This window comes from Streptomyces sp. R44 (genome assembly GCF_041053105.1).
In the GTDB taxonomy this organism is placed as follows: Bacteria; Actinomycetota; Actinomycetes; order Streptomycetales; family Streptomycetaceae; genus Streptomyces.
The window spans coordinates 5,382,111-5,402,918 of record NZ_CP163444.1 but is presented as its reverse complement, the minus strand read 5'-3'; the positions used below and the strand labels follow the sequence as shown (position 1 = coordinate 5,402,918).

The window sequence follows — 20,808 nt, the reverse complement described above, 5'->3', positions numbered from 1 at the left end:
GATGGCCACGGCCGTGACGGTTCCGGCGGTGCCGGACGTACGGGACTGGGCCCGCCGGGCCGGGGCACTGTCCCCGGTCCTCGCGGTGATCGCGCTGCTGCTCGTCCCGGGCGACGGCGGCGCGCAGGGCGGCACCGGCGGCACGGGGACGGTCGCGGACGCGGCCTCCGGACTGCTCGTCCTGATCTGTCTGGTGCGGGTGCTGCGCGGCGGGGCCCGGCCGCTGACCCGTGCGGCGGCCGTCGTCCTCGGGCTGCCGGTGCTCGGGATCTGTCTGGCCGCGATCACCTCGCACGACCCGGCGGCGAGCCTGCCGGGCGTCGCCCGTTACGTGCAGATCTTCGTGCTCGTGCCGGCGGCCGTGCTCCTGATGATCCGCGACCGGCGGGACTTCGCCGTGATCGCCTGGGGGCTGGTCGCGTTCGCGCTGCTCCAGGGCGCGGTGGGCGTCGCCCAGTACCTGACCGGCACGGGAGCCTCGTACCAGGGCGAGGACGTCAGGGCGGTCGGCACCTTCGGCGCCACCGACGTGATGGGCATGGCGACGGTCGTGGCGTACGGGCTCGTCGTCGCCGTCGGGATCGCGCTCGGCAGCCGTCCCGGGCGCGTCCGCACGGCCGCGGCGGTCTGCGCGGGGCTGCTCTTCCTGCCGCTGGTGCTGTCGTTCAGCCGGGGCGCGTGGATCGCGACCGTCCTCGCCTGCGCGATCCAGCTGCTGCTCGCGGGGGTCCGGCGGGCGGCGCGGGTGGCGCTGGTGGCGGCCGCACTCGGGGTGGTCCTGGTCGGCGGCCTCGGGATCGGTTCGGAGATGGTGGAGGAGCGGGTCGCCAGCATCACGCAGGTGACGGCCGCACCGGACCAGTCGGTGACCGACCGGTACACGATGTGGGCGGCGGCGGGCCGGATGTGGCGGGCGGAGCCGGTCACGGGCGTCGGCCTCAAGGGCTTCCCCCGGTACCGCGACTCGAACGCCTCCCTCGCGCTCTCCTCCGGCAGCGACACCGCCGGTGCCGGGGCGGCCTTCGCGCGCCAGCCGCTGCTGTCCCCGCACAACATGTACCTCCTCGTGCTGAGCGAGCAGGGCCTGGTGGGGCTGCTCGCCCTGGCCGGCAGCTGGGTGGCGCTGCTGGTCGGCGCGCTGCGGCGGCAGCGGCTCGGCGCGGACTGCGCGCTCGTCGCGACGGGCCTGCTCGCCTGGCAGCTCATCGACTTCTTCTACGCGGACATCGGCGGCCCGTCGACGGTCCTGATGTCCGTCGTGTTCGGTCTGGCGGCCTGGTGGTCGCTGGCGGAGGTGAGGCGTGCGTGACCCGTGGGCCGGGGAACCGGAGCCCACGGACGCGCCGTGGGCCGACGGGCCACCCCCCTCGCCCCGGCCGCCCTGCGGCGCCCCGCTGACGGACCCCTGGCCGACCACGCCTCCGGGCCCCACGGACTCCCCGTGGCCCCCGGGGGCCGTCGTGCTGCCGGGGGACGGTTCGGCGGCGGGGGCGGGGCCCGCCGCCGTCCGGGCCGCCCGCGCCGAGGCCGGTGCGCGGCCGTCCGCCACCGGGCTGATCGCCGGGGCCCGGTGGGTGACGCGTCAGCCCGGCGCGGTTCCGGCCGCCGCGCCGCGCGCCGCGCCGGCCCCCGGCCGCCGGGCCCACGCGCGTGCCGCCGCCCCCGGAGGCGGCGGGTTCCTCGCGAAGGCGGCGGCCGTGACCGCCGGGCTCACCGCGGCCGGGGCGCTCCTCGGGCTCGTGCGGGACCAGATCATGGCCGGGTACTTCGGGGCCGGGGCCGGGACCGACGCGTTCCTGGTGGCGTGGACGGTGCCCGAGTTCGCCTCGACGCTGCTCATCGAGGACGCGATGGCGCTGATCCTGGTGCCGGCCTTCTCCCGTGCCCTGGCCCGCCGTTCGGCCGGGCTCTCCGACGACCCGGTGCGTGCCCTGGTGCGCGGGACGCTCCCCCGGATCGTCCTCGCGCTCGGCATCGCGGCCGTCGTCCTGATCGTCGCGGCGCCGCTGCTGGTGGCCGCGCTCGCCCCGGGGCTTCCCGACCCGGCGCTCGCCGTCGACTGCACCCGGCTCACCGGGACCTGTGTGCTGTCCTTCGCCCTGGTGGGGTACTGCTCGGCGGCGCTCCGCGCGCACGGCCGGTTCCTGCCGCCGGCGGCGATCTACGTCGCGTACAACGTGGGGATCATCGGCACGGTCCTGGTGCTGCGCGGGCCGTGGGGCGTGCGGTCCGCCGCCGCCGGGGTCGCCGTCGGCGGGGTCCTCATGGTCCTCGTACAGGCCCCGACGCTGCTGCGGGAGCTGCGGACACCCCGGTACAGGCCGTCCGCGCCCGCCGTCACCGGCGAGGGGCGCGTCCTGGTCCTCGGACTGATCGCGCCCGTCGTCGCGTTCTCGCTGTGCCGCCAGTCCCAGACCCTGATCGAACGGTTCCTCGCCTCGCCGCTGCCCGCCGGCGCCATCTCGCATCTGAACTACGCGCAGAAGGTCGCGCAGATGCCGATGATCCTCTCCCTGATGCTGTGCACGGTCAGCTTCCCGGTGGTCGCCCGCGCGCTCGCGGCGGGCGATCCCGAGGCGGCCCGCCGCCGGGTCGAGCGGGATCTGCTGCTCGCCGCCGTCGTCGTGCTCGTCGGCTCCTCGACGGTGATCGCCGCCGCCCCCCGGATCGTCGAACTGCTCTTCGAGCGCGGTGAGTTCACCGGCGCCGACACCACCGCCACCGCCGCCGTCATGCGGGTGTACGCCCTCGGCCTGCTGGGCCAGACGATGGTCGGCGCCCTCGTCCGCTGCTACTTCTCCGCGGCCCGCCCGCTCTGGTACCCGGCCGCCGCCATGGCCGCGGGGCTCCTCACGACCGCCGCCGCCGGCGTCCCCGGCGCCCACTACTGGGGCGCGGTCGGCATCGCCGCCGCCAACGCCCTCGGCATCACCCTCAGCGCCGTCCTGCTGCTGCGGGGCGCGCACCGCCAGGCCGTCCCGATCCACGTCGGCCGGCTCGGCGAGGGGCTGCTCCGGCTCGCCACCGCGAGCGCCTGGGCCACCGGCGCCGGCTGGCTCTGCCAGCTCGCCGTCGGCTCCGCCGTCCTCGCCGTCGCCGTCACGGGACTGGTCGTCGTCGGCGTCTTCCTGCTCTTCATCGCCTGCGCCGCCAAAGCGCCCGAGATCCCGCCCCTGCCCCGCTCCGCCTTCCGGAGGACCCCCCATGCCCGCCGCCACCGCGCTGCGCCGTCCGCTGCCGAAGCCGCCCCTGTGGAAGCCGCCCCTGTGGGTGGCGATGTACCACTCGATCACGGACACCGCTGACGATCCGTACCGGGTGACCGTCTCCCCCGTGCGCTTCGCCCGGCAGCTGCACTGGCTCGGCGACCGGGGGCTGCGCGGGGTCTCGGTGCGGGAGCTGCTCGCCGCCACCGCCGAGGGGCGCGCCAAGGGGCTCGTGGGCCTGACCTTCGACGACGGGTACGCGGACTTCCTCGACTCGGCGCTGCCACTGCTGCGCCGGCACGGCTTCACGGCGACGGTGTACGTCCTGCCGGGCCGCCTCGGCGGCGAGAACGGCTGGGACACCGACGGGCCGCGCAAGGCGCTGCTCGACGAGCACGGCATCCGGCGCATCGCCGACGCCGGCATGGAGATCGGCTCGCACGGCCTGCGGCACGTCCCGCTCACCGAGGCCGACGACGCGACGCTGGCCGCCGAGACCCGGCAGAGCCGTGAGCTCCTGGAGGAGATGACCGGCCGCCCGGTGGACGGCTTCTGCTACCCGTACGGGCAGGTCGACCCGCGCGCGATCCGCGCCGTACGCAAGGCCGGCTACCGCTACGCCTGCGCGATCGACCCGGGCCCGCACACCGGCACGTACGCCCTGCCCCGCGTCCACATCGGCGAGAACGACACCCCCTGGCGGCTCACCGCCAAGCGCCTCCTGCACCCGCTGCGCCGCCGCCACCCCGGCGACCTGCTCCCCGCCCCGCACGGCCAGGCCGCGGTCGGTGCGCCGTGAAGGTCCTGCACGTCATCACCGGCCTCGGCATCGGCGGCGCCGAGCAGCAGCTGCGGCTCCTGCTCCGCCACCTGCCGACGCGCAGCGAGGTCGTCACGCTCACCAATCCGGGCGCGGTCGCCGCGGGCATCCAGGCCGACGGCACGCCCGTCACCCACCTCGGGATGACCGGGAACCGGGACCTGGGGGCGCTGCCGCGGCTCGCCCGGATCGTCCGGCAGGGCCGTTACGACCTCGTCCACACGCACCTCTACCGGGCGTGCGTGTACGGCAGGACGGCGGCCCGGATCGCCGGGGTCCGCCGGGTCATCGCCACCGAGCACTCCCTCGGCGAGACCCAGATCGAGGGGCGTCCCCTCTCGGCGGGCACCCGCGCCCTCTACCTCGCGTCCGAGCGGCTCGGCACGTCCACGGTCGCCGTCTCGCCCAGCGTCGCCCGCCGGCTCGCCGACTGGGGGGTGCCCCCGGACCGCATCCGGGTGGTGCCGAACGGCATCGAGACCGGCCGGTTCGCCTTCGACGCGCGCGCCCGGCGCCTCACCCGGGGCGTCCTCGGCATCCCCGAGGACGCCTATGTCGTCGGCGGCGTCGGACGGCTCACGCCCGGGAAGCGGTTCGACCGGCTGGTCCGGGCGGTCGCCTCGGTGCCGGAGGCCCGGCTGCTCCTCGTCGGCGAGGGCGAGCACCGCGCGGAGCTGCTGCGGATCGCCCGGGAGTGCGGGGCCGCCGGCCGGATCACGTTCTTCGGGGCCTGCGAGGACCCGCCGATGGTGGCCCCGCTCGGGCCCACGCTGCCCGAACTCCTCTCCGCGATGGACGTGTTCGTGTCCACCTCCCCCGACGAGACCTTCGGGCTCGCGGTCGTCGAGGCGCTCGCCGCGGGCCTTCCCGCGCTGTACGTGGCCTGCCCGGCGATCGACGACCTGCCCCCGGACGCGGCACCGGGCGCGCGCCGGATCGGCGAGTCCGTACCCGAGCTGATCTCGGCGCTGCGCGGCATCCGGGACGCCCGGCTCGCCCGGCTCCCGCTGCCGGTGGCCGCCCGCCGCTACGACATCGCGCACAGCGCACGGCAGTTGATGTCCCTCTACGACCAGGCCGTCCACGGCACCCCCTCGAAGTGAGAGAGCCCGACCATGAACACCACCCCACCCCGCGCGTTCCTCCCCGCCGGTCTGCGGTTCCCGGGCCGCTGGGCGGTCCTCCCGGCGGCCGTCCTCGCCGGCGCGGTCCTGGGCGGCGGCTACGGCGTCCTGAAGACCCCGGAGTACGCGGCGACCAGCTACGTCATCGTCGTACCGGCCGAGAAGTCGGACCCGGCGGCGGTGCTCGGCTTCGCGCAGGCGTACGGGCGGGTCGCCACCGACATCGCGGTGACCGGCGACGCCCAGGTGTGGGCCGGGGTCACCGCCGACACCCTGCGGAAGAACGTGCAGGCGGCGACCTCCCCGGACGCGCCGATGATCTCGATCACCGCGCGGTCGGCGAAGCCCGCCCAGGCGGTCTCGATGGCCGACGGGGTGGCCCGGGCGCTCGTCCTCGACAGCAGCCACGTCGCGGGCAACACCGGGGTGAAGGTCGTCCAGTTCTCCCGCGCCACCAAGCCCGTCGCCCCCGTCTCCCCGTCCGCGCCGCTCTCCGCGCTCGTCGGCGGCTGCGCGGGCGGCCTCCTCGGCGGCCTGGTCCTCCTGGTCCGCCCGAAGCGCGCCGCCACGCGCGACGGGGCCCGGCACTCCCGGCAGTCCACCGCCTCCTCCGCATCCGCCGCGGTGCCCGCCCCGGCGGCCGCCACGCACCCGGCGGAGGCGGTGTGAGCCCGAGAACGCCGACGGTGGAGCCCGACCGGAGAGCACTGCGGACCGAGATCTGCCGTGACGAGGAGGAGTTCGGGCGGCTTTCGGCCGAGTGGACGGCGCTGTACGGGCGCTGCTCCTCCGCCACCCCCTTCCAGTCCCACTCCTGGCTGCACTCCTGGTGGCTCTCGTACGGCAGGCCCGGTGCGCTGCGGGTGGTGCTCGTACGGCGCGGGGACGGCGCACTCGTCGCCGCCGCGCCCCTGATGCGGGCCCGCGGGCCGCTGCCCGCCCTCACCCAGCTCGGCGGCACCATCACCGACTTCACGGACGTCCTCCTCGACGACGACTGCCCGGAGGCGGCGCCCGCCCTCGCCGGGGCCCTCGCCCGGGCCGCCCGCGGCGCGGTCCTCGACCTGCGGGAGGTCCGGCCCGGCGCGGCCAGCGAACGCGTCTTCGTCCACTGGCGCGGCCCGCGCCGCCGGCTGCCCGACTCGCTCTGCCTGGAGCTGCCCGCCGTCCCCATGGAGGGGCTTCTCGAACGGATCCCGTCGGGGAAGGCCCAGCGGGTCCGCGCCAAGCTCCGCAAGCTCGACGCGCTCGGCATCGACGCGCGCGTGGTGTCCGGCGAGGAGGTCCCGGCCGCCCTCGACCGGCTCCTGAAGCTCCATCGACTCCAGTGGCAGGGCCGGGGCGTGACCGCCGAGCACACCAGCGAACGCTTCGCCCAGCACCTCACCCGGGCCGTGCGGCCCATGGTCGAGCGCGGCGACGCGATGGTCACCGAGTTCCGGCTCGCCGGGGACGTGGTCGCCGCCGACCTGACCCTGATGTCCCCCCGGCTCGCGGGCGGCTATCTGTACGGCGCCGACCCGGCGCTGCGCGCCCGCAAGGTCGACGTGGCGACGATGCTGCTGCGGCACGGGGCGCGCGAGACCAGCGCGGGCGGGCGGGCGACGCTCAGCATGCTGCGGGGCAGCGAGTCGTACAAGCAGCACTGGCGTCCCGAACCGGTCCGCAACCGCCGGCTGCTCCTCACCGGGCGCGGTACGGCCCCGCTCCTCTGGCTGCGCGCGGGCGCGGCCGACGCCCGGCGCTGGGCGGCCCGGCAGGCCCGGGAACGGACCTGGGTGGCACGGCTGCTCCGCCGCGGCGGCGGTGGCGGATGAGCTCCGCCACCGCCGGCGCGTGGGGCGTCAGAAGGGCCAGACCTCCTTCAGGCTGTCCTTCCAGTCGAGGTCGACGTCGTCCTTCCAGTTGCTCTCCGGGACACAGACGGACCCACCGAGCCAGTGCTCCACCCATGAACCGAGGTCCAGGGTCCAGCAGTCGGGCTTCGGCTCGGGCTTCGGTTCCGGCTTCGGCTCGGGCTTCGGTTCCGGCTTGGGCTCGGGCTTCGGCTCGGGCTTCGGCTCGGGCTTCGGCTCGGGCTTCGGTTCCGGCTTCGGTTCCGGCTTGGGCTCAGGCTTCGGCTCAGGCTTCGGCTCGGGCTTCGGCTCGGGCTTCGGCTCGGGCTTCGGTTCCGGCTTGGGCTCAGGCTTCGGCTCCGGCTTCGGCTCCGGCTTCGGTTCCGGCTTCGGCTCCGGCTTCGGTTCCGGCTTCGGTTCCGGCTTCGGTTCCGGCTTGGGCTCAGGCTTCGGCTCAGGCTTCGGCTCAGGCTTCGGCTCAGGCTTCGGCTCAGGCTTCGGCTCCGGCTTCGGTTCCGGCTTCGGTTCCGGCTTGGGTTCCGGCTTCGGTTCAGGCTTCGGTTCCGGGATCGTCGGATCAGTCGGATCAGTCGGGTCCACCGGATCCGTCGGGTCGACCGGGTCCGTCGGGTCCACCGGATCCGTCGGGAGTTCCGGTTCCGTGCCGTACAGCGCCTGCCGGAACACCAGCGACGACTGCGGGTTGTCGTCGCACTGCCAGACGCCGTGCGGACAGTAGTCGGTGATGGTGTGGTACAGCGGCTTGTGCTGCTTCATCCAGTCCAGCATGCGCCGCATGTATTCCGGGTTGTCGCCGTTCCGGAAGAGCCCCCATTCGGGATAGGAGATCTGCTTTCCGTGTTCGGCGGCGAAATCGACCTGCTTCTGGAGCCCGTACGGTTCGCTGACGTGCCGGTCGAAACTGCTCCCCGACGGCTGGTCGTACGAATCCATGCCGATGATGTCGACGACGTCGTCGCCCGGGTAGCACTCGGTCCACGGAATCGCGTCGAGGCCACGGCTCGGGTTGAAGTCGAAGCGGAACTTCTGGCCCGGCACGGCACGCATCGCGGTGACGATGCGGTTCCAGTACTTCTTCCACGCGACGGGGTCGGGGGCGCACCGGTGGGTGTAGGTGGTGCCGTTCATCTCCCAGCCGAGGACGATGACGGTGTCGCGGGCCCCCTCCTCGACGAGGCGTTCGGCGAGGGTCGTGAAGTGGTGGTCGAAGTAGCCGGCGGCGCCGAGCTGGAGTTGGCGGCGGACCTCGCGGTCGGAGACGCGGGCCTCGTTGCGCTCCAGCATAGGGACGTTGAGGACGAGCATGCGGTCGGTGCGCTCGTTGCGCCAGTCGGCCCAGGCGTCGAGGAAGCCGGGGGGTCCCTCGATGTTCTTCCAGAGGTCGCCGGGCAGGTAGGTGTGGCCGACACGGAGTTCGTGGCCGCCGAGCCACCGCTGGAGCTGCCCGATGCGGGCGACCCCGCGGTCGCCCGAGTCGAGGAAGGCCCCCATGGCGGTGGCGAGGGTGGGTACCGGGTCTTTCGGCGTCGTGGATTCGGTGGCGTGGGCGGGGGACGCGAGCACGACTGAGCCCGTGGCGAGGAGACCGGCGGTGAACACCCCCAGCCATCTTCTCGATGTTCTCCGGTACGCAGCTGCCATGGCCACTCCTTCACCTTTACGCCATTTGATGATCCGTCAATCCGATGCTCAGAAAGTATTCCTAATAAGCCGACCGTGAAGTCCGCTTCCATCTGATCAGTAGTCCATTAGAGGATTTGATCGCCCAGTTGGGGCACCGAGATGAAGGGCATGCCGTGCCGCGCCAGCGTTTCGACACCAGCGTCCCCACCGTCCTTGTGCGGCTCGACCGGAACCCCTTCCATCACGGCACCCTCGGCGCCGCCCGTTCGCTGGGACGGGCCGGAATTCCGGTCCATGCCGTCATCGAATCGAGCACCAGTCCGGTCGCCCGCTCCCGCTTTCTCCATTCGGTCCGTGTGCGCCCCGGGACGGACTCCTCCGCCGGGCTCGCCGCCCTCCTGCGCCGCGTCGCCGCGGAGATCACCGACGACCCGTCACATCCCGTGCTCGCCGTGCCGCTGGACGACGTGAGCGCCCTCGCCCTGGCCGGCCACCGCCCCGGACTCGTCCCGCGCTTCCTGCTGCCCGAGCAGACCGAGGAGCAGCTGCTGCGGGTCGCCGACAAGGCGGCGCTCGCCGAGACCTGCGCGGGCCTGGGCCTGCCCCATCCCCGTACCGAACTGCCCGAGGGCGCCGACGAGGCCGCCGCCATGGCGTGGTCGCTCGGCCTTCCGGTGGTCGCCAAGTGGAGCCGGCCCTGGCTGCTCCCGGCCGGCCACGGGCTGCGGAGCACCACGATCGTGCGTTCCCTGGCCGAGGTGCGGGAGCTGTACGCCCGGACCGCCGAGGCCGGCAGCCGGCTGCTGCTCCAGGAGCTGCTCCCGGCGGGCCGGGACCTCGACTGGTTCTTCCACGGGTACGTGGACTCCGCGGGCCACTGCTCGACCGGGGCGACCGGGCGCAAGGAGCGCTCCTGGCCGGACGGGGCCGGCCTCACCGCCTCCGGCCGCTGGACGGTGAACCCGGCCGTCGACCGGACGGCCCGCGAGCTGCTCGACGCGCTGGACTACCGGGGCGTGTGCGACCTGGACTTCCGGCTGAACAGCGCGACCGGCGCGTACCACCTGCTCGACTTCAACCCGCGGCCCGGCGCCCAGTTCCGGCTCTTCACCGACCCGGACGGCCTGGACGTGGTCCGGGCGCTGCACCTGGACCTCACCGGCCGCCCGGTGCCGCCGCACTCCCCCGTGTACGGCCGCCGGTTCCTGGTCGAGAACTACGCGGCGCTGTCGCTGCTCGCCTCCCCGGCCCGCCGGTACGCGCCGGAGCCGGGCGGCGGGCGGGGGCGGACCGAGTGCGCCTGGTTCTCGGCCGACGATCCGCTGCCGGCCCTCGCCATGGGCCGCGCCTGGCTCGCGCATCTGCTGCGCAGGGCGCTGGCGGCGCTGCGCGGGGCGCTCGTGGCCCGCCGGGCGGGCCCGGCCGTCCCGCCCGCGGCTCCCCCGGCCCGTACCTCCACCGATCAGCTCACCCCACGATGAACGCGGAAGGCACGATGTCGAAGTCGATGTACGACCTGGTGGTCGTCGGGGCCGGACCCTACGGTCTGTCCGTGGCCGCCCACGCCGCGGCCCAGGGGCTGAACCTCCGCGCCTTCGGCCGCTCGATGGAGTCCTGGCACACCATGCCGTCCGGCATGTTCCTGAAGTCGGAGCCCTGGGCGTCCCACCTCTCCGACCCGGAGGGGGCGTACGGCCTCGACGCCTACGCCGCGACCAGGGGCGTCCGCGCCGAGCACGGCGTGCCCCTTCCGGTCGGCTTCTTCGCCGCGTACGGCGACTGGTTCGCCCGGCAGACCGTGTCCGTGCTCGACGAGCGGTTCGTCGCCTCGGTCGCGCCGGCCGCCGGGGGCTTCGAGCTGCGCACGGAGGACGGCGAGGCGGTACGCGCCCGGACGGTGGCGCTCGCGGTCGGCGTCCAGCCCTTCCTGGAGGTCCCCGGCTCCCTGCGGGGACTGCCCAGGCGCTACGTCACCCACTCCAGCCACCACGGCGAGCTCGACGGCTTCGCCGGCCGGGACGTCACCGTCGTCGGGGCCGGGCAGGCGGCCCTGGAGACCGCCGCGCTCCTCGTCGAGCGGGGCGCCGGAGCCGTACGGATCGTCGCCCGGGCCGGCCGGCTGCGCTGGAACACCGTGCCGCCGGCCCTGGACCGCGGCCTCTGGCCCTCGCTGCGCGCCCCGCACACGGGGCTCGGCTGCGGCTGGCGGAACCGGCTGTACGCGGACAGCCCGGGGATCTTCCGGCGGCTCCCGGCCGCCACCCGTGAGCGGATCTTCGACCGGGCGCTCGGCCCGGCGGGCGCCTGGTGGCTCCGCGAGCGGTTCGCCGCGGTCGGCGACGTCCGCCTGGGACAGCGGATCACCTCGGCGCGGGTGACCGGGGACGAGCGGCTGCGGCTCGACGTGGCCGGGCCGGACGGGACGACGGTCCTGGAGACGGACCACGTGATCGCGGCCACCGGCTTCACCCCGAGTCTGGACCGGGCCGCGGTCCTCTCCCCCGTGCTGCGCGGGGCGCTGCGAAGGGTCGGCGCGGGCGGTGCCCCGGAGGTCGGCGGTCTCTTCGAGTCCTCCTGGCCGGGCCTCTTCCTCGCCGGTCTGCTCACGGCCCCTTCGTACGGGCCGTCGATGCGGTTCGTCCTCGGCGCCGAGTACACGGCGGGACGGCTGGTGAAGGGCGTCCGGCAGCGGCTGCGGGCCGGCGCGGGTTCGGGCCCGCCCGGCCGACCGCGTACGGGAGGCAGGGCGCCGGTCCCGGTGTGACGGAGGGCCGGCCCCGGGGAGCGGTTGCTCTCCGGGACCGGCCCTCCGTGCCTGCGGGCGCCGGGACTCAGGCGTTGATGCAGGTGTTGAAGGCGGCCGGGTTCAGCAGGCCGATGACGTTCACGCTGTTGCCGCAGGCGTTGATCGGGATGTGGATCGGGGCCTGCACGACGTTCCCGGAGAGGACGCCCGGCGAACCGATGGCCCAGCCCTCCGCCTCCGCGTCCGCGAAGGCGGGCGACGCCACGCCCATGGCCATGATGATTCCGGCGACGACGGCTGCAGCCTTCTTACAGTTCATTTCGTCTGGATCCTTTCCTCGGCGGAATGCATTTCCGCGGCATACAACACAACGAACATCCCGCACAAAGGAAACCGGAATAACACCGGCACCTGCTCTTTCACTCCATTGCCCGCATACGACGGGGCCGGTGAGAACGCGCCCGCTCCCGCCGGCCCTGCCGTGCGTGAAGCGGATCAGCCGTTGAAGGCGCCGTTCCCGGAGAGGACCGGGATGTCCTCGACGAGGTGCGACAGCGGCTCGTCACCCTTGGCCTGGGTGGAGTTCTCGGCGCACTGCTGGTTCTGCGGGGAGGACAGGACGTTGACGTCCTGGACGGTGATCGGGACGGCGCCGACGATCGAACCGAGGTTGCCCTTGACCGGAACACCGAGGCAGAGCTTGTTCAGCGAGCCCTGGACGGCGGAGAACTGCGGGCTCTTGTCGCCGTGCGTCTTGGAGTTGCCGAACTCCTGGTGCGCGCCGTTGCCGGAGAGCGAGGTCGTGCCGCCGTCGTCGGCGATGGCGAGCGCCGGGGAGGCCATCGCGGCAGAAGCGCCGACAACGGAGGCCGTCACAGCCGCAGCCGCCATAATCTTCTTGATCACGGTGATTCCGTTCCTGTTCCCACCAATCGACCTGATTGATGCGACGGGATCAACTGCGGCCGCGGGCTTTGGTTCCGACGCTTCACCCGTTCGACTGGGCCGTTCCTTCGCGCTGCCGCGTGCGCTCCGCCAACGGAGTGACACAGCGGAACCCCGGCGTCCAGAGGCCTGTTGATCAGGTCGCTCCCTGCACGGAGCCGGTTCTAGAAGGGAACTCCCCGTGATCAAGAAGGTTATGGCCACCGCGGCCGCAGCCGTCTCCATCGTCGGCGCCTCCGCCGCCGTCGCCTCCCCCGCGCTCGCCATCGCCAACGACGGCGGCACCACGTCGCTGTCCGGCAACGGCGCGCACCAGGAGTTCGGCAACTCCGCCACCTACGGCAACATGAGCCCCCAGTTCGCGCTGATCCAGGGCTCGCTGAACAAGCCGTGCATCGGCCTGCCCGCCAAGGTCAACGCCGCCTCGATCGTCGGCGCCGTCCCGATCAGCGTCCAGGACATCAACGTCCTGTCCTCCCCGCAGAACCAGCAGTGCACCGAGAACTCCACCCAGGCCAAGGGTGACGAGCCGCTGTCGCACATCCTGGACGACATCCCGGTCCTGTCGGGCAACGGCGTCGGCAACCACTGACGTTCCGCCTGAGCACGACGACGTTCACACGTCAGGGGCCGCCCTCCGGGGCGGCCCCTTTCGTCTTCCCCCGTTCCCCCTACTACCAGGTGGGCCAGACCGGGGTCGCCATCAGGCGCTCCCACTCCCGGTCCGGCATCCCCGGCACCGCCCGCCCCGCCTGCACCCACTGGGTGACCAGCGCGGAATAGAGGGGGATCGGATTACTGTCGGCCGGGGGCGGGTCGCTCACATATCGGCTCTTCGGAATGAAGGCCATCCGTTCCCATTTTCCGGGATCCGGCGCCATTTTCGCTCCTTCCGCTGCGATTCCCGCATCATTCCACAGGCGCAGCAGGAGAGTGATTCGTCCTGTTCATGTCGCGTCGCGTACCTGTGTGCGAGCGGGTCGAAAATACGGTGCGGACATGAAATTCCCGCACCTACGGCCGGCCCGGCGTCCCGTGCTCGCCGCGGCGGCTTTCGCCGCCCTCGCCGCCCTCGCTCCCGGCGCCGTCGCCGTCGCTCCCACCGGTCTCCCCGCCCCCGAGAAGGGGCTGAACCTCCTGGTCGTCGGCGTCGACAGCCGCAAGGGGCTCACCGAGGAGGAGAAGGAGCGCTTCCACCTCGGCGGGAAGGAGTGCGACTGCACGGACGTGATCATGCTCGTGCACGTCTCGGCGGCGAACGACCGGGTCGACGTCGTGAGCCTGCCGCGCGACTCCCTCGCCTCCTTCCCGGCGGGACACCGCGACCGGCGCACCGGCCAGGTGCACGCCGCCCACCCGTCGAAGATCAACGGCGCCTGGGCGGAGGGCGGCTCCGCGTTCGCCGTGGAGACCGTCGAGTCCATGACCGGGCTGGCCGTCCACCGGTACCTGGAGATCGACTTCCGGCGGTTCATGGACACCGTCGACCGCGTCGACGGCGGCGTCCCCATCTGTACGGAGCAGCCGCTCAAGGACCCGTCCACCGGCATCGACCTCCAGCCCGGGACCAAGCGGGTCGCGGGCGGCGAGGCGCTCCAGTACGTGCGGTCCCGTAAGGCCGACGGGCAGATGGACTTCGGCCGCATCCGCAAGCAGCAGAAGTTCATCGTGAACACCCTGCGCCGGCTCCACGACGGGATCCTCGACGACCCGGAGCGGCTCAGCGCCTTCGCGGCGACCCTGCGCGGGACGGCGGCGGCCGAGCGCGGGATCTCCACGGCGGAACTCCTGACGCTCGCCGCGCACCTGAAGGACCTGCCTCCGGAGCGTACGGAGTTCGCGACCGTGCCCATCCGGGGCTTCAACCCGGACATCGAGGGCGTCGGGTCCACCGTCGGCTGGGACGCGGAAGGGGCCGCGGAGGTCTTCGGACGCCTCGCCGACGACCGGCCGCTGCCCGCCGCCGCGGCCGTCGCGCCGAGCCAGATCCCGGCGGCCGCGTACAAGCCGGACAAGGGGTCATCGCTCATCTGCCCGTAGCCCGTCCGATGGACTACCCGCAACCTCCTGTCCTCCGACCAGTTGATCAGCGTGGCTCGGCACTCAGCGGGCCAGTATCCGAAAGGCCTGAACAATGAAGAAGCTCTTGGCGACGGCTGCTGTGGCCGCGTCCGTCCTCGGCGCGACGGCGGCGGGTGCCGGTCAGGCGCTCGCGATCGCCGACGACGGTGGCACCACCTCGCTGTCCGGCAACGGCGCGCACCAGGAGTTCGGCAACTCCGAGACGCACGGCGACATGAGCCCGCAGTTCGCGCTCGTCCAGGGCTCGCTGAACAAGCCCTGCGTCGGCCTGCCGGCCAAGGTCAACGCCGGTTCGATCGTCGGCGCCGTCCCGATCACCGTCCAGGACGTCAACGTCCTGTCCTCCCCGCAGAACCAGCAGTGCACCGAGAACTCCACCCAGGCCAAGGGTGACGAGGCTCTGTCGCACATCCTGGACGACATCCCGATCCTCTCCGGCAACGGCGCCGGCAACAGCTGAGCGACGGCACCCGGCCACGGCGCGGCCCCGCCGCCCCTCCTCGGAGGGGTCGCGGGGCCGTTCCCGTTCCGGGGTCAGAGCTTCCGGCGCAGCTCGGCCGGGTCGGTGACCGGCGCGTCGCAGGTGAAGTGACGGCACACGTACGCGGCGGGTGACCCGGCCACCAGCGGCCGGTCCCTCAGGAGCGGGAACTCCTCGCCGCCGGGGGCTCCGGTGGCGAGGACCGCTCCGGGAGTCGTCGCCGCCAGGGCGGTACGGCGCAGCTCCCGGAAGGCCGGATCGGCGGGGTCGCCGACGACGGCGATCTCGCGGGGTCCGTCGAGGAGGGCCTCCGCGACGGCCAGGCCCCAGCCGATGAAGCGGGGCGCGCGCGGTCCGAGGGCCTTGACCACACCGAGGGCGCCCTCGGCGGCGGCGCGGTGGGCCTCGGAGCCGGTGTGCGCCGCGTACGAGAGGAGCGCTCCGGCGGCGGCGGTCCAGCCGGACGGGGTGGCGTTGTCGGTGGGGTCCTGGGGGCGCCGGATGAGGGTCTCGGCGTCGTGGGCCGTGTCGTAGAGCGCGCCGCCCTCGGCGGTGAAGCGGTCGAGGACGAGGTCCAGGAGGAAGCCGGCGAACTCCAGCCAGGCACCCTCGCCGGTGACGGCGGCGAGGGCGAGGAAGCCCTCGGCGACGTCGGCGTAGTCCTCCAGGACGCCCGCGTTGGTGCCGGCCCGGCCGTCCTTGGAGGTCCGGGTGAGCCGGGCCGACTCGTCCATGTGGACGCGGACGAGGAGGTCGGCGGCCTCGGTCGCGCGCTCGACCAGGTCGGGGCGGTCGAAGAGGGCGCCGGTCTCGGCGAGGGCGGCGATCGCGAGGCCGTTCCAGGCGGCGACGACCTTGTCGTCACGGCCGGGGCGCTCGCGCTCCTCGCGGGCGGCGAGGAGCCGGGCCGCGATCGAGGCGATCCGGCCGGCGTCGGCCGGGCCCGCCTCCTGCGGGAGCTGGAGGACGGAGCTGCCCTGCTCGAAGGTGCCGTCCTCGGTGACGCCGTAGTGGGCGGCGGCGAGGGCGGCGTCCTCGGCGCCGAGGACCTCGGTCAGCTGGGCCGGGGTCCACACGTAGTAGGCGCCCTCGACGTGCTTGCCGGTGCCGTCGTCGGAGTCGGCGTCGAGGGCGGAGGCGAAGCCGCCCTCGGGGGTGCGGAGCTCGCGGACCAGGAAGTCGGCGGTCTCCAGGGCGATCCGGCGCGCCAGGTCGCTGCCGGTGGCCTTCCACAGGTGTGCGTAAATGCGACACAAAAGCGCATTATCATAGAGCATCTTCTCGAAATGGGGCACAACCCACGCCCGGTCCACCGCGTAGCGGGCGAAGCCGCCGCCGAGCTGGTCGTAGATGCCGCCGCGGGCCATCGCCTCGCAGGTGTCGGCGGCCATCTGGAGCGCGCCCTCGGAGCCCGTACGGGCGTGGTGGCGGAGCAGGAACTCCAGGGCCATCGACGGCGGGAACTTGGGGGCGCCGCCGAAGCCGCCGCGGGTCGCGTCGTACTCGCGGGTGAGGGCGAGGAGGGCGCCCGCGAGCTCCTCCTCGCCGGGGACGCCGTCGCCGCCGTAGGCCAGGGAGCGGCCCGCGAGGTCCTTCACGATCCGGTCCGCGACCTCGTCGACCTCGCCGCGCCGGTCGGCCCAGGCGGCCCTGACGCCCTCCAGGACCTCCGAGAAGGACGGCATGCCGTGGCGGGGCTCGGGCGGGAAGTACGTACCGAAGTAGAAGGGGGCGGCGTCCGGGGTGAGGAAGACGGTCATCGGCCAGCCGCCCTGGCCGGTCGCGGCCTGCACGGCCTCCATGTAGACGGCGTCGACGTCGGGGCGCTCCTCGCGGTCGACCTTGACGGCGACGAAGTGGTCGTTGACCAGGGCGGCGGTGGTGTCGTCCTCGAAGGACTCGTGCGCCATGACGTGGCACCAGTGGCAGGAGCTGTATCCGACGCTGAGCAGCACGGGGACGTCGCGGCGCCGGGCCTCCTCGAAGGCCTCGGCCGACCACGGCCACCAGTCGACCGGGTTGTCGGCGTGCTGCAGGAGGTACGGGGAGGTCTCATGGGCCAGTCGGTTCGGCATGTCCCCATCCTGCCGCAGCCGTCTCCTCCTTTCTCCGCTCTCTCGCGCCGACGCGCGCGACGCAGGACACTGGGCCGGATTCGTCGGGCACGCGCGGAGGGGGAACGCAGATGCGGGAGAGTCACCGGGCCGAGGCCGAACGGCTGTTGGAACGGGCCGTGACGGAGGAGGTACGGGCCTCCGGCCTCGCCCCGGCCGCCGCGGAGGCGCTGCACGCGCGGGGACGGGCGGAGCTGGACGGGATGGCGGCGGAGGAGTACGCGGCGTACGTGCGGGCGGTGGAGGGCGCGGGGCGTCCTGGCCCTGGGATCGGGGGGTCCGCCCTGGTGACGGGCGTCGCCGCGGTCACGGCCTTCGGTGCGGACCTGGTGCTCGGTACGACGGTGGGGACGGCGCTGAGCGCGGGTGCGGCGGTCGCCCTGGCCGGGGTCGCGGCGACGGAACTCCGCGCGACGGCGGGGCGCGGCGGGGCGGGTGGGGTGGAGAAGCTCCGGCTGGGGTGGCTGGCGGCCCTGGAGACACGGGGGATACGGCCGTTCCTGGAACGGGAGCGCGGGGCGGCGGCGGGGAGCGCCGTGGAGGGCGGGGCGGACGGCGGTCCGTCCGGGCGGCCGGACGGGGGCGGGGGCGCAGCCCTTGCCGGAGGCGGCGGGGCCCCCGAGGCCGGAACCGCCCGGGTCGCGGCCGGAGCGGCGGCAGTCCGTGCACCGGGGACCGGAGCCCGGCGGGGCGGGGACGGGGCTTCGGAAGCAGGGGCCGGAGCGGCCGGGGATTCGGAGGGTGCGGCCGGGCAAGGCCGGGCGGAGGGCCGGGAAGCGGGCGCCGGAGCGGCGGAGGACCGAGTGGCCGGGGCCGGCGGGGGCGGAGGCCCCCGGGGCGAGGCCGGGGCGGGGGGCGGGGCCTGCGCGGAGCGGACCGCAGCGCGGCCGCCCGGACCCGGGCCGTGCTCGCGCGGTCCTTCGGGCATCTGCCCGATCCCGGTGGGGTGTTCGCCGGGCGCCGGGAGGAGCTGGCGTCCATCACCCGATGGGTTCAGGCCGGGCGGGCCGCCGCCGTCACCCGGCCGACCGTGGTGCTGCTGCACGGCGCGCCCGGGTCCGGGCGCACCGCGCTCGCGGTGCGGGCCGCGCACGCGCTGCGCGACCAGTTCCGCGGGGCCTGCGTCGTCGACCTGCGGGGCGCCGCGAGCGGCGAGCGGCCCGTCTCGACCCGGGAGGCGCTGCTGCACCTCCTCAACCGGCTCGGCGCCCCGCGCGACCGGCTGCTCTTCCGCGAGGGCGCCTCGGCCGGGCAACAGGTGCGGCGGCTCTCGGAGTTGTACCAGCGGCAGCTGAGCGGGGTGCCCGTCGTGCTGATCCTCGACGACGCCGCCGACGCCGCCCAGGTGCGGGCCCTGCTGCCCGAGCGGTCCGACAGCCTCGTCCTCGTGACCTGCCGGGAGCCCCTGGACCTCGGCGAGGACGTACCGGCCGGGGTGCACGCGCTGCCGGTGGCCGCGCTCGACGCGGCGGGCACCGAGGAACTGCTGCGGGCGGCGGCCGGCGCGCCCGACCCCGGTCCGTACGACGCCGAGGCCTTCGAGCGGATACGGGAGCTGTGCGGCGGCCTGCCGCTGGCGCTGCGGGTCGTGGGCTCCCTGCTGGGGCGCCGCTCCATGGACGAGGTCGGCCATGTGCTCGCCCGGCCCGACTGGGGCGACGATCCCGTCGAACGCGCCCTGTCCGTACGGTACTTCCTCGACTTCGACGAGGACGCCCGGCAGCTGCTCCGGCGGCTCGCGCTGGCCGGCCGGGCCTCCCTCGGCGCCGCGGCGGCCGCCGCGCTGCTCGGCGGGGGCGGCGGGCCGGAGGCGGCCCGGCGGCTGCGGGAGCTCTCCACGGCCGGGCTCCTCGACCACGTGCGCGGGGAGCGCTACCGGCTGCACGACGTCGTGCGCGGATTCGCCGCCGTACGGCTCCTGGACGAGGAGGACGCGGCCGAGATCGCGGCGGCGCAGGAGCGGCTCATCCGGAACCACGCGGAGCTCGCCGACGCGGTGATCCGGATGGTCGACGGCAAGATGTCGACCCGGGCCGACCGCTTCGACGGGCACGGCTTCGGCTCCCTGGAGGCGGCGCTCGGCTGGCTCGACGAGGAGTCCAGCTTCCTCACGGCGGCGCTGCGGCACGCGGAGGGCGTCGACCAGGAGACCGTCCTCGGGCTGCTCAGCGCGCTCTGCGACTACTGCCTGCTGCGCGGCGACCTGTACCGGCTCGGCGAGATCAACGAGCTGGCGGAGTCCGTCGGACAGGGGCTGCTGACCCGTTCGGTGCGGTGGCGGACCGGCATCGCGGCCCGGCAGCTCGGCGAGCTCGACAAGGCGCACCAGACGCTGACCTCGGTCGTCTCCCTCTACCAGGAGGCCCACCAGGACGCGGGGGCCGCGCTCGCGCTCTGCTCGCTCGGGATCACCCTGCACCACCAGGGGCGGCTCACGGAGGCCGCGGCGCGGCTGCGGGAGGCGCTCGCCCTCCAGGAGCCGGAGTCCCTGGCCGCCGACCGGGGCTGGACGCTGCACGCGCTGGCCGCCGTGGAGCGGGACCGGGGCGATCTGGCCGAGGCGACGGCGCTGCTCGACCGGTCCCTCGCCCTGCACCGGGAGCACGAGTCGCTGCACGGCGAGGCGTGGGCGCACTTCCAGCGCGGTCAGGTGCTGCTGCTCCGGGGCGACGTGCCGGGCGCGGACGGCGAGCTGCGGCGGGCCCTGGAGACGTACGGGCGCGTCCGCGACGGGCGCGGCGAGGCCTGGGCGCGGACCCAGCTGGGCCGGACGCGGCTCGCCGGCGGGGAGGCGGAGGCGGCGGTGGAGGAGCTGCGCGGGGCGCTCGCGCGGCACCGGGAGCAGGAGGACGCGCGCGGCGAGGCGTGGACGCTGTACCACCTGGGGCAGGCCCTGGAGGAGCGGGGCGACCGGGACGAGGCGGTGCGGGAGCTGGGGCGGGCGCGGTCGATGTTCTCGCGGATGCGGGACCTGTACGGGCTGGCCTGCGCCCGGCACCAGCTGGGGCGGGTCACCCGGGACCAGCAGGCGGCGCGGGCCGGGAACCTGCGCAACTCGGGCTTCGCCCGGCAGCTGCTCGTGGACGCGCGGGCGGACTTCCGCCGGATCGGGGTCGCGCACGGCGAGGCGTGGGCCTGTCTGGAGCTGGCGGTCGTCGACGCGGGCAACGGGCGGGTCCCGCAGGCGCTCGCGCTGTGCGAGGAGGCGCGCTCGCTCTTCGAGGGGTACGGCGACCGGCGGGGCTCGGACTGGGCCCGGCTGCTGCGGTGCGGGCTGCTGCCGCACGCGGCGCCGGGCACGCCGGAGCCGGGGACGGCGTCGGCGCGCGAGGAGCTCGCGGCGCTGGCCGCGGACCGGCACCCGGCGCGCGACCCGAGGGTCGACGACTGCGCCGAGGCCCACGCCCTGCTCCTGGACCGGGGCATCGCCCCGACGACCCCCTGGCAGGCCTGGGACCTGGGCCTGGTCCCGTCCCGCCCGGCCCGGGAGGTCCTGGGAGTCCCCCGGACACCCTGAGCGGGCCGTTGTGGGCATGCGTTCCTCCCCCAGACTTCGTCCGGGAGGTGCCCCCAGGGCGATGGGGGTCCCCCCTGCTCGAGCGAAGCCGAGAGCTTGGGGGAGGGTGGGCACAACGGACGGCGCCCCTGCCGGCGCCAGAGGCTTACGCGCCTGGACCCGCACCACAGTGGCGGCGCCGTCGTGGTGCGGGTCCAGGCGCGGAAGGCGGAGGCGCCGCCAGGGGCGCCGTCCCGTGTGCCCACCCTCCCCCAAGCTCTCGGCTTCGCTCGAGCAGGGAGGACCCCCATCGCC

The 20,808-nt window shown here is 74.5% G+C and carries 15 protein-coding genes and 3 pseudogenes; 13 read left to right on the top strand and 5 right to left on the bottom strand.

What is annotated here, in order from left to right:
• Position 1: 1 nt before the first annotated feature.
• The 6 genes from AB5J54_RS25275 to AB5J54_RS25250 all read left to right on the top strand — a co-directional run bounded on the left by AB5J54_RS25275 (position 2) and on the right by AB5J54_RS25250 (position 6,967).
• Positions 2 to 1,309 carry an O-antigen ligase family protein gene (locus AB5J54_RS25275; RefSeq protein ID WP_369146183.1) on the top strand — a complete coding sequence of 436 codons (1,308 nt, stop codon included), beginning with the start codon at positions 2 to 4 and terminating at the stop codon, positions 1,307 to 1,309.
• A 265-nt stretch (positions 1,310 to 1,574) separates the two neighbouring features.
• Positions 1,575 to 3,305: a murein biosynthesis integral membrane protein MurJ gene (murJ, locus tag AB5J54_RS25270; protein ID WP_369149454.1), complete on the top strand. Its 1,731-nt coding sequence runs from the start codon at positions 1,575 to 1,577 to the stop codon at positions 3,303 to 3,305.
• Complete coding sequence (locus AB5J54_RS25265; protein ID WP_369146182.1) at positions 3,205 to 4,005, top strand: polysaccharide deacetylase family protein; 801 nt, start codon at positions 3,205 to 3,207, stop codon at positions 4,003 to 4,005. The genes murJ and AB5J54_RS25265 overlap by 101 nt, the downstream gene beginning before the upstream one ends.
• Positions 4,002 to 5,129, top strand: a complete 1,128-nt coding sequence (locus tag AB5J54_RS25260) for a glycosyltransferase (RefSeq protein ID WP_369146181.1) — start codon at positions 4,002 to 4,004, stop codon at positions 5,127 to 5,129. Before AB5J54_RS25265 ends, AB5J54_RS25260 begins: the two co-directional genes overlap by 4 nt.
• A gap of 12 nt (positions 5,130 to 5,141) precedes the next feature.
• Positions 5,142 to 5,819 carry a lipopolysaccharide biosynthesis protein gene (locus tag AB5J54_RS25255; protein WP_369146180.1) on the top strand — a complete coding sequence of 226 codons (678 nt, stop codon included), beginning with the start codon at positions 5,142 to 5,144 and terminating at the stop codon, positions 5,817 to 5,819.
• 38 nt (positions 5,820 to 5,857) lie between these two features.
• Positions 5,858 to 6,967, top strand: a complete 1,110-nt coding sequence (locus tag AB5J54_RS25250; protein ID WP_369149453.1) for a GNAT family N-acetyltransferase — start codon at positions 5,858 to 5,860, stop codon at positions 6,965 to 6,967.
• 696 nt (positions 6,968 to 7,663) lie between these two features.
• Here AB5J54_RS25250 and AB5J54_RS25245 read toward each other — a convergent pair.
• A pseudogene (locus AB5J54_RS25245) lies at positions 7,664 to 8,497 on the bottom strand (glycoside hydrolase family 26 protein); the annotation flags it as partial.
• Positions 8,498 to 8,802: 305 nt separating this feature from the next.
• On the opposite strand from AB5J54_RS25245, the gene AB5J54_RS25240 reads away from it, so the two are divergent.
• The gene (locus tag AB5J54_RS25240) at positions 8,803 to 10,110 is read left to right on the top strand and encodes an ATP-grasp domain-containing protein (RefSeq protein WP_369146179.1); all 1,308 of its coding nucleotides are present in this window, start codon (positions 8,803 to 8,805) and stop codon (positions 10,108 to 10,110) included.
• Positions 10,111 to 10,136: 26 nt separating this feature from the next.
• Entirely contained in the window at positions 10,137 to 11,393 is a 1,257-nt protein-coding gene (locus AB5J54_RS25235) for an FAD-dependent oxidoreductase (protein WP_369149451.1), read from the top strand.
• Between the two features lie 67 nt (positions 11,394 to 11,460).
• Here AB5J54_RS25235 and AB5J54_RS25230 read toward each other — a convergent pair whose 3' ends face one another.
• Positions 11,461 to 11,694, bottom strand: coding sequence for a chaplin (locus tag AB5J54_RS25230; protein ID WP_369146178.1), 234 nt, complete (start codon positions 11,692 to 11,694; stop codon positions 11,461 to 11,463).
• A 176-nt stretch (positions 11,695 to 11,870) separates the two neighbouring features.
• A complete protein-coding gene (locus tag AB5J54_RS25225) occupies positions 11,871 to 12,281 on the bottom strand; it encodes a rodlin (protein ID WP_369146177.1) in 411 nt (136 codons plus the stop codon).
• Between the two features lie 220 nt (positions 12,282 to 12,501).
• Here AB5J54_RS25225 and AB5J54_RS25220 point away from each other — a divergent pair, with 220 nt between their 5' ends.
• Positions 12,502 to 12,912: a rodlin gene (locus AB5J54_RS25220; protein WP_369146176.1), complete on the top strand. Its 411-nt coding sequence runs from the start codon at positions 12,502 to 12,504 to the stop codon at positions 12,910 to 12,912.
• Between the two features lie 82 nt (positions 12,913 to 12,994).
• On the opposite strand, the gene AB5J54_RS25215 is transcribed toward AB5J54_RS25220, so the two are convergent.
• The gene (locus AB5J54_RS25215) at positions 12,995 to 13,144 is read right to left on the bottom strand and encodes a hypothetical protein (protein WP_369146175.1); all 150 of its coding nucleotides are present in this window, start codon (positions 13,142 to 13,144) and stop codon (positions 12,995 to 12,997) included.
• Positions 13,145 to 13,319: 175 nt separating this feature from the next.
• On the opposite strand from AB5J54_RS25215, the gene AB5J54_RS25210 reads away from it, so the two are divergent.
• Positions 13,320 to 14,360 (top strand): LCP family protein, encoded by a 1,041-nt coding sequence (locus AB5J54_RS25210; RefSeq protein WP_369146174.1) that lies wholly within the window; start codon positions 13,320 to 13,322, stop codon positions 14,358 to 14,360.
• 94 nt (positions 14,361 to 14,454) lie between these two features.
• Entirely contained in the window at positions 14,455 to 14,862 is a 408-nt protein-coding gene (locus tag AB5J54_RS25205) for a rodlin (RefSeq protein WP_369146172.1), read from the top strand.
• A 74-nt stretch (positions 14,863 to 14,936) separates the two neighbouring features.
• On the opposite strand, the gene AB5J54_RS25200 is transcribed toward AB5J54_RS25205, so the two are convergent.
• Positions 14,937 to 16,958 carry a thioredoxin domain-containing protein gene (locus AB5J54_RS25200; RefSeq protein WP_369146171.1) on the bottom strand — a complete coding sequence of 674 codons (2,022 nt, stop codon included), beginning with the start codon at positions 16,956 to 16,958 and terminating at the stop codon, positions 14,937 to 14,939.
• Positions 16,959 to 17,068: 110 nt separating this feature from the next.
• Between AB5J54_RS25200 and AB5J54_RS25195 the strand changes: the two are divergent.
• Positions 17,069 to 17,512: pseudogene (locus AB5J54_RS25195) on the top strand (hypothetical protein); the annotation flags it as partial.
• 341 nt (positions 17,513 to 17,853) lie between these two features.
• A pseudogene (locus AB5J54_RS25190) lies at positions 17,854 to 20,514 on the top strand (tetratricopeptide repeat protein); the annotation flags it as partial.
• Positions 20,515 to 20,808: the final 294 nt, after the last annotated feature.

Coding starts and splice junctions, on each gene's coding strand:
- AB5J54_RS25275 (WP_369146183.1), top strand. CDS start 2: ATGGCCACGGCCGTGACGGTTCCGGCGGTGCCGGACGTACGGGACTGG.
- AB5J54_RS25200 (WP_369146171.1), bottom strand. CDS start 16,958: ATGCCGAACCGACTGGCCCATGAGACCTCCCCGTACCTCCTGCAGCAC.
- AB5J54_RS25210 (WP_369146174.1), top strand. CDS start 13,320: ATGAAATTCCCGCACCTACGGCCGGCCCGGCGTCCCGTGCTCGCCGCG.
- AB5J54_RS25255 (WP_369146180.1), top strand. CDS start 5,142: ATGAACACCACCCCACCCCGCGCGTTCCTCCCCGCCGGTCTGCGGTTC.
- AB5J54_RS25205 (WP_369146172.1), top strand. CDS start 14,455: ATGAAGAAGCTCTTGGCGACGGCTGCTGTGGCCGCGTCCGTCCTCGGC.
- AB5J54_RS25235 (WP_369149451.1), top strand. CDS start 10,137: ATGTACGACCTGGTGGTCGTCGGGGCCGGACCCTACGGTCTGTCCGTG.
- AB5J54_RS25265 (WP_369146182.1), top strand. CDS start 3,205: ATGCCCGCCGCCACCGCGCTGCGCCGTCCGCTGCCGAAGCCGCCCCTG.
- AB5J54_RS25230 (WP_369146178.1), bottom strand. CDS start 11,694: ATGAACTGTAAGAAGGCTGCAGCCGTCGTCGCCGGAATCATCATGGCC.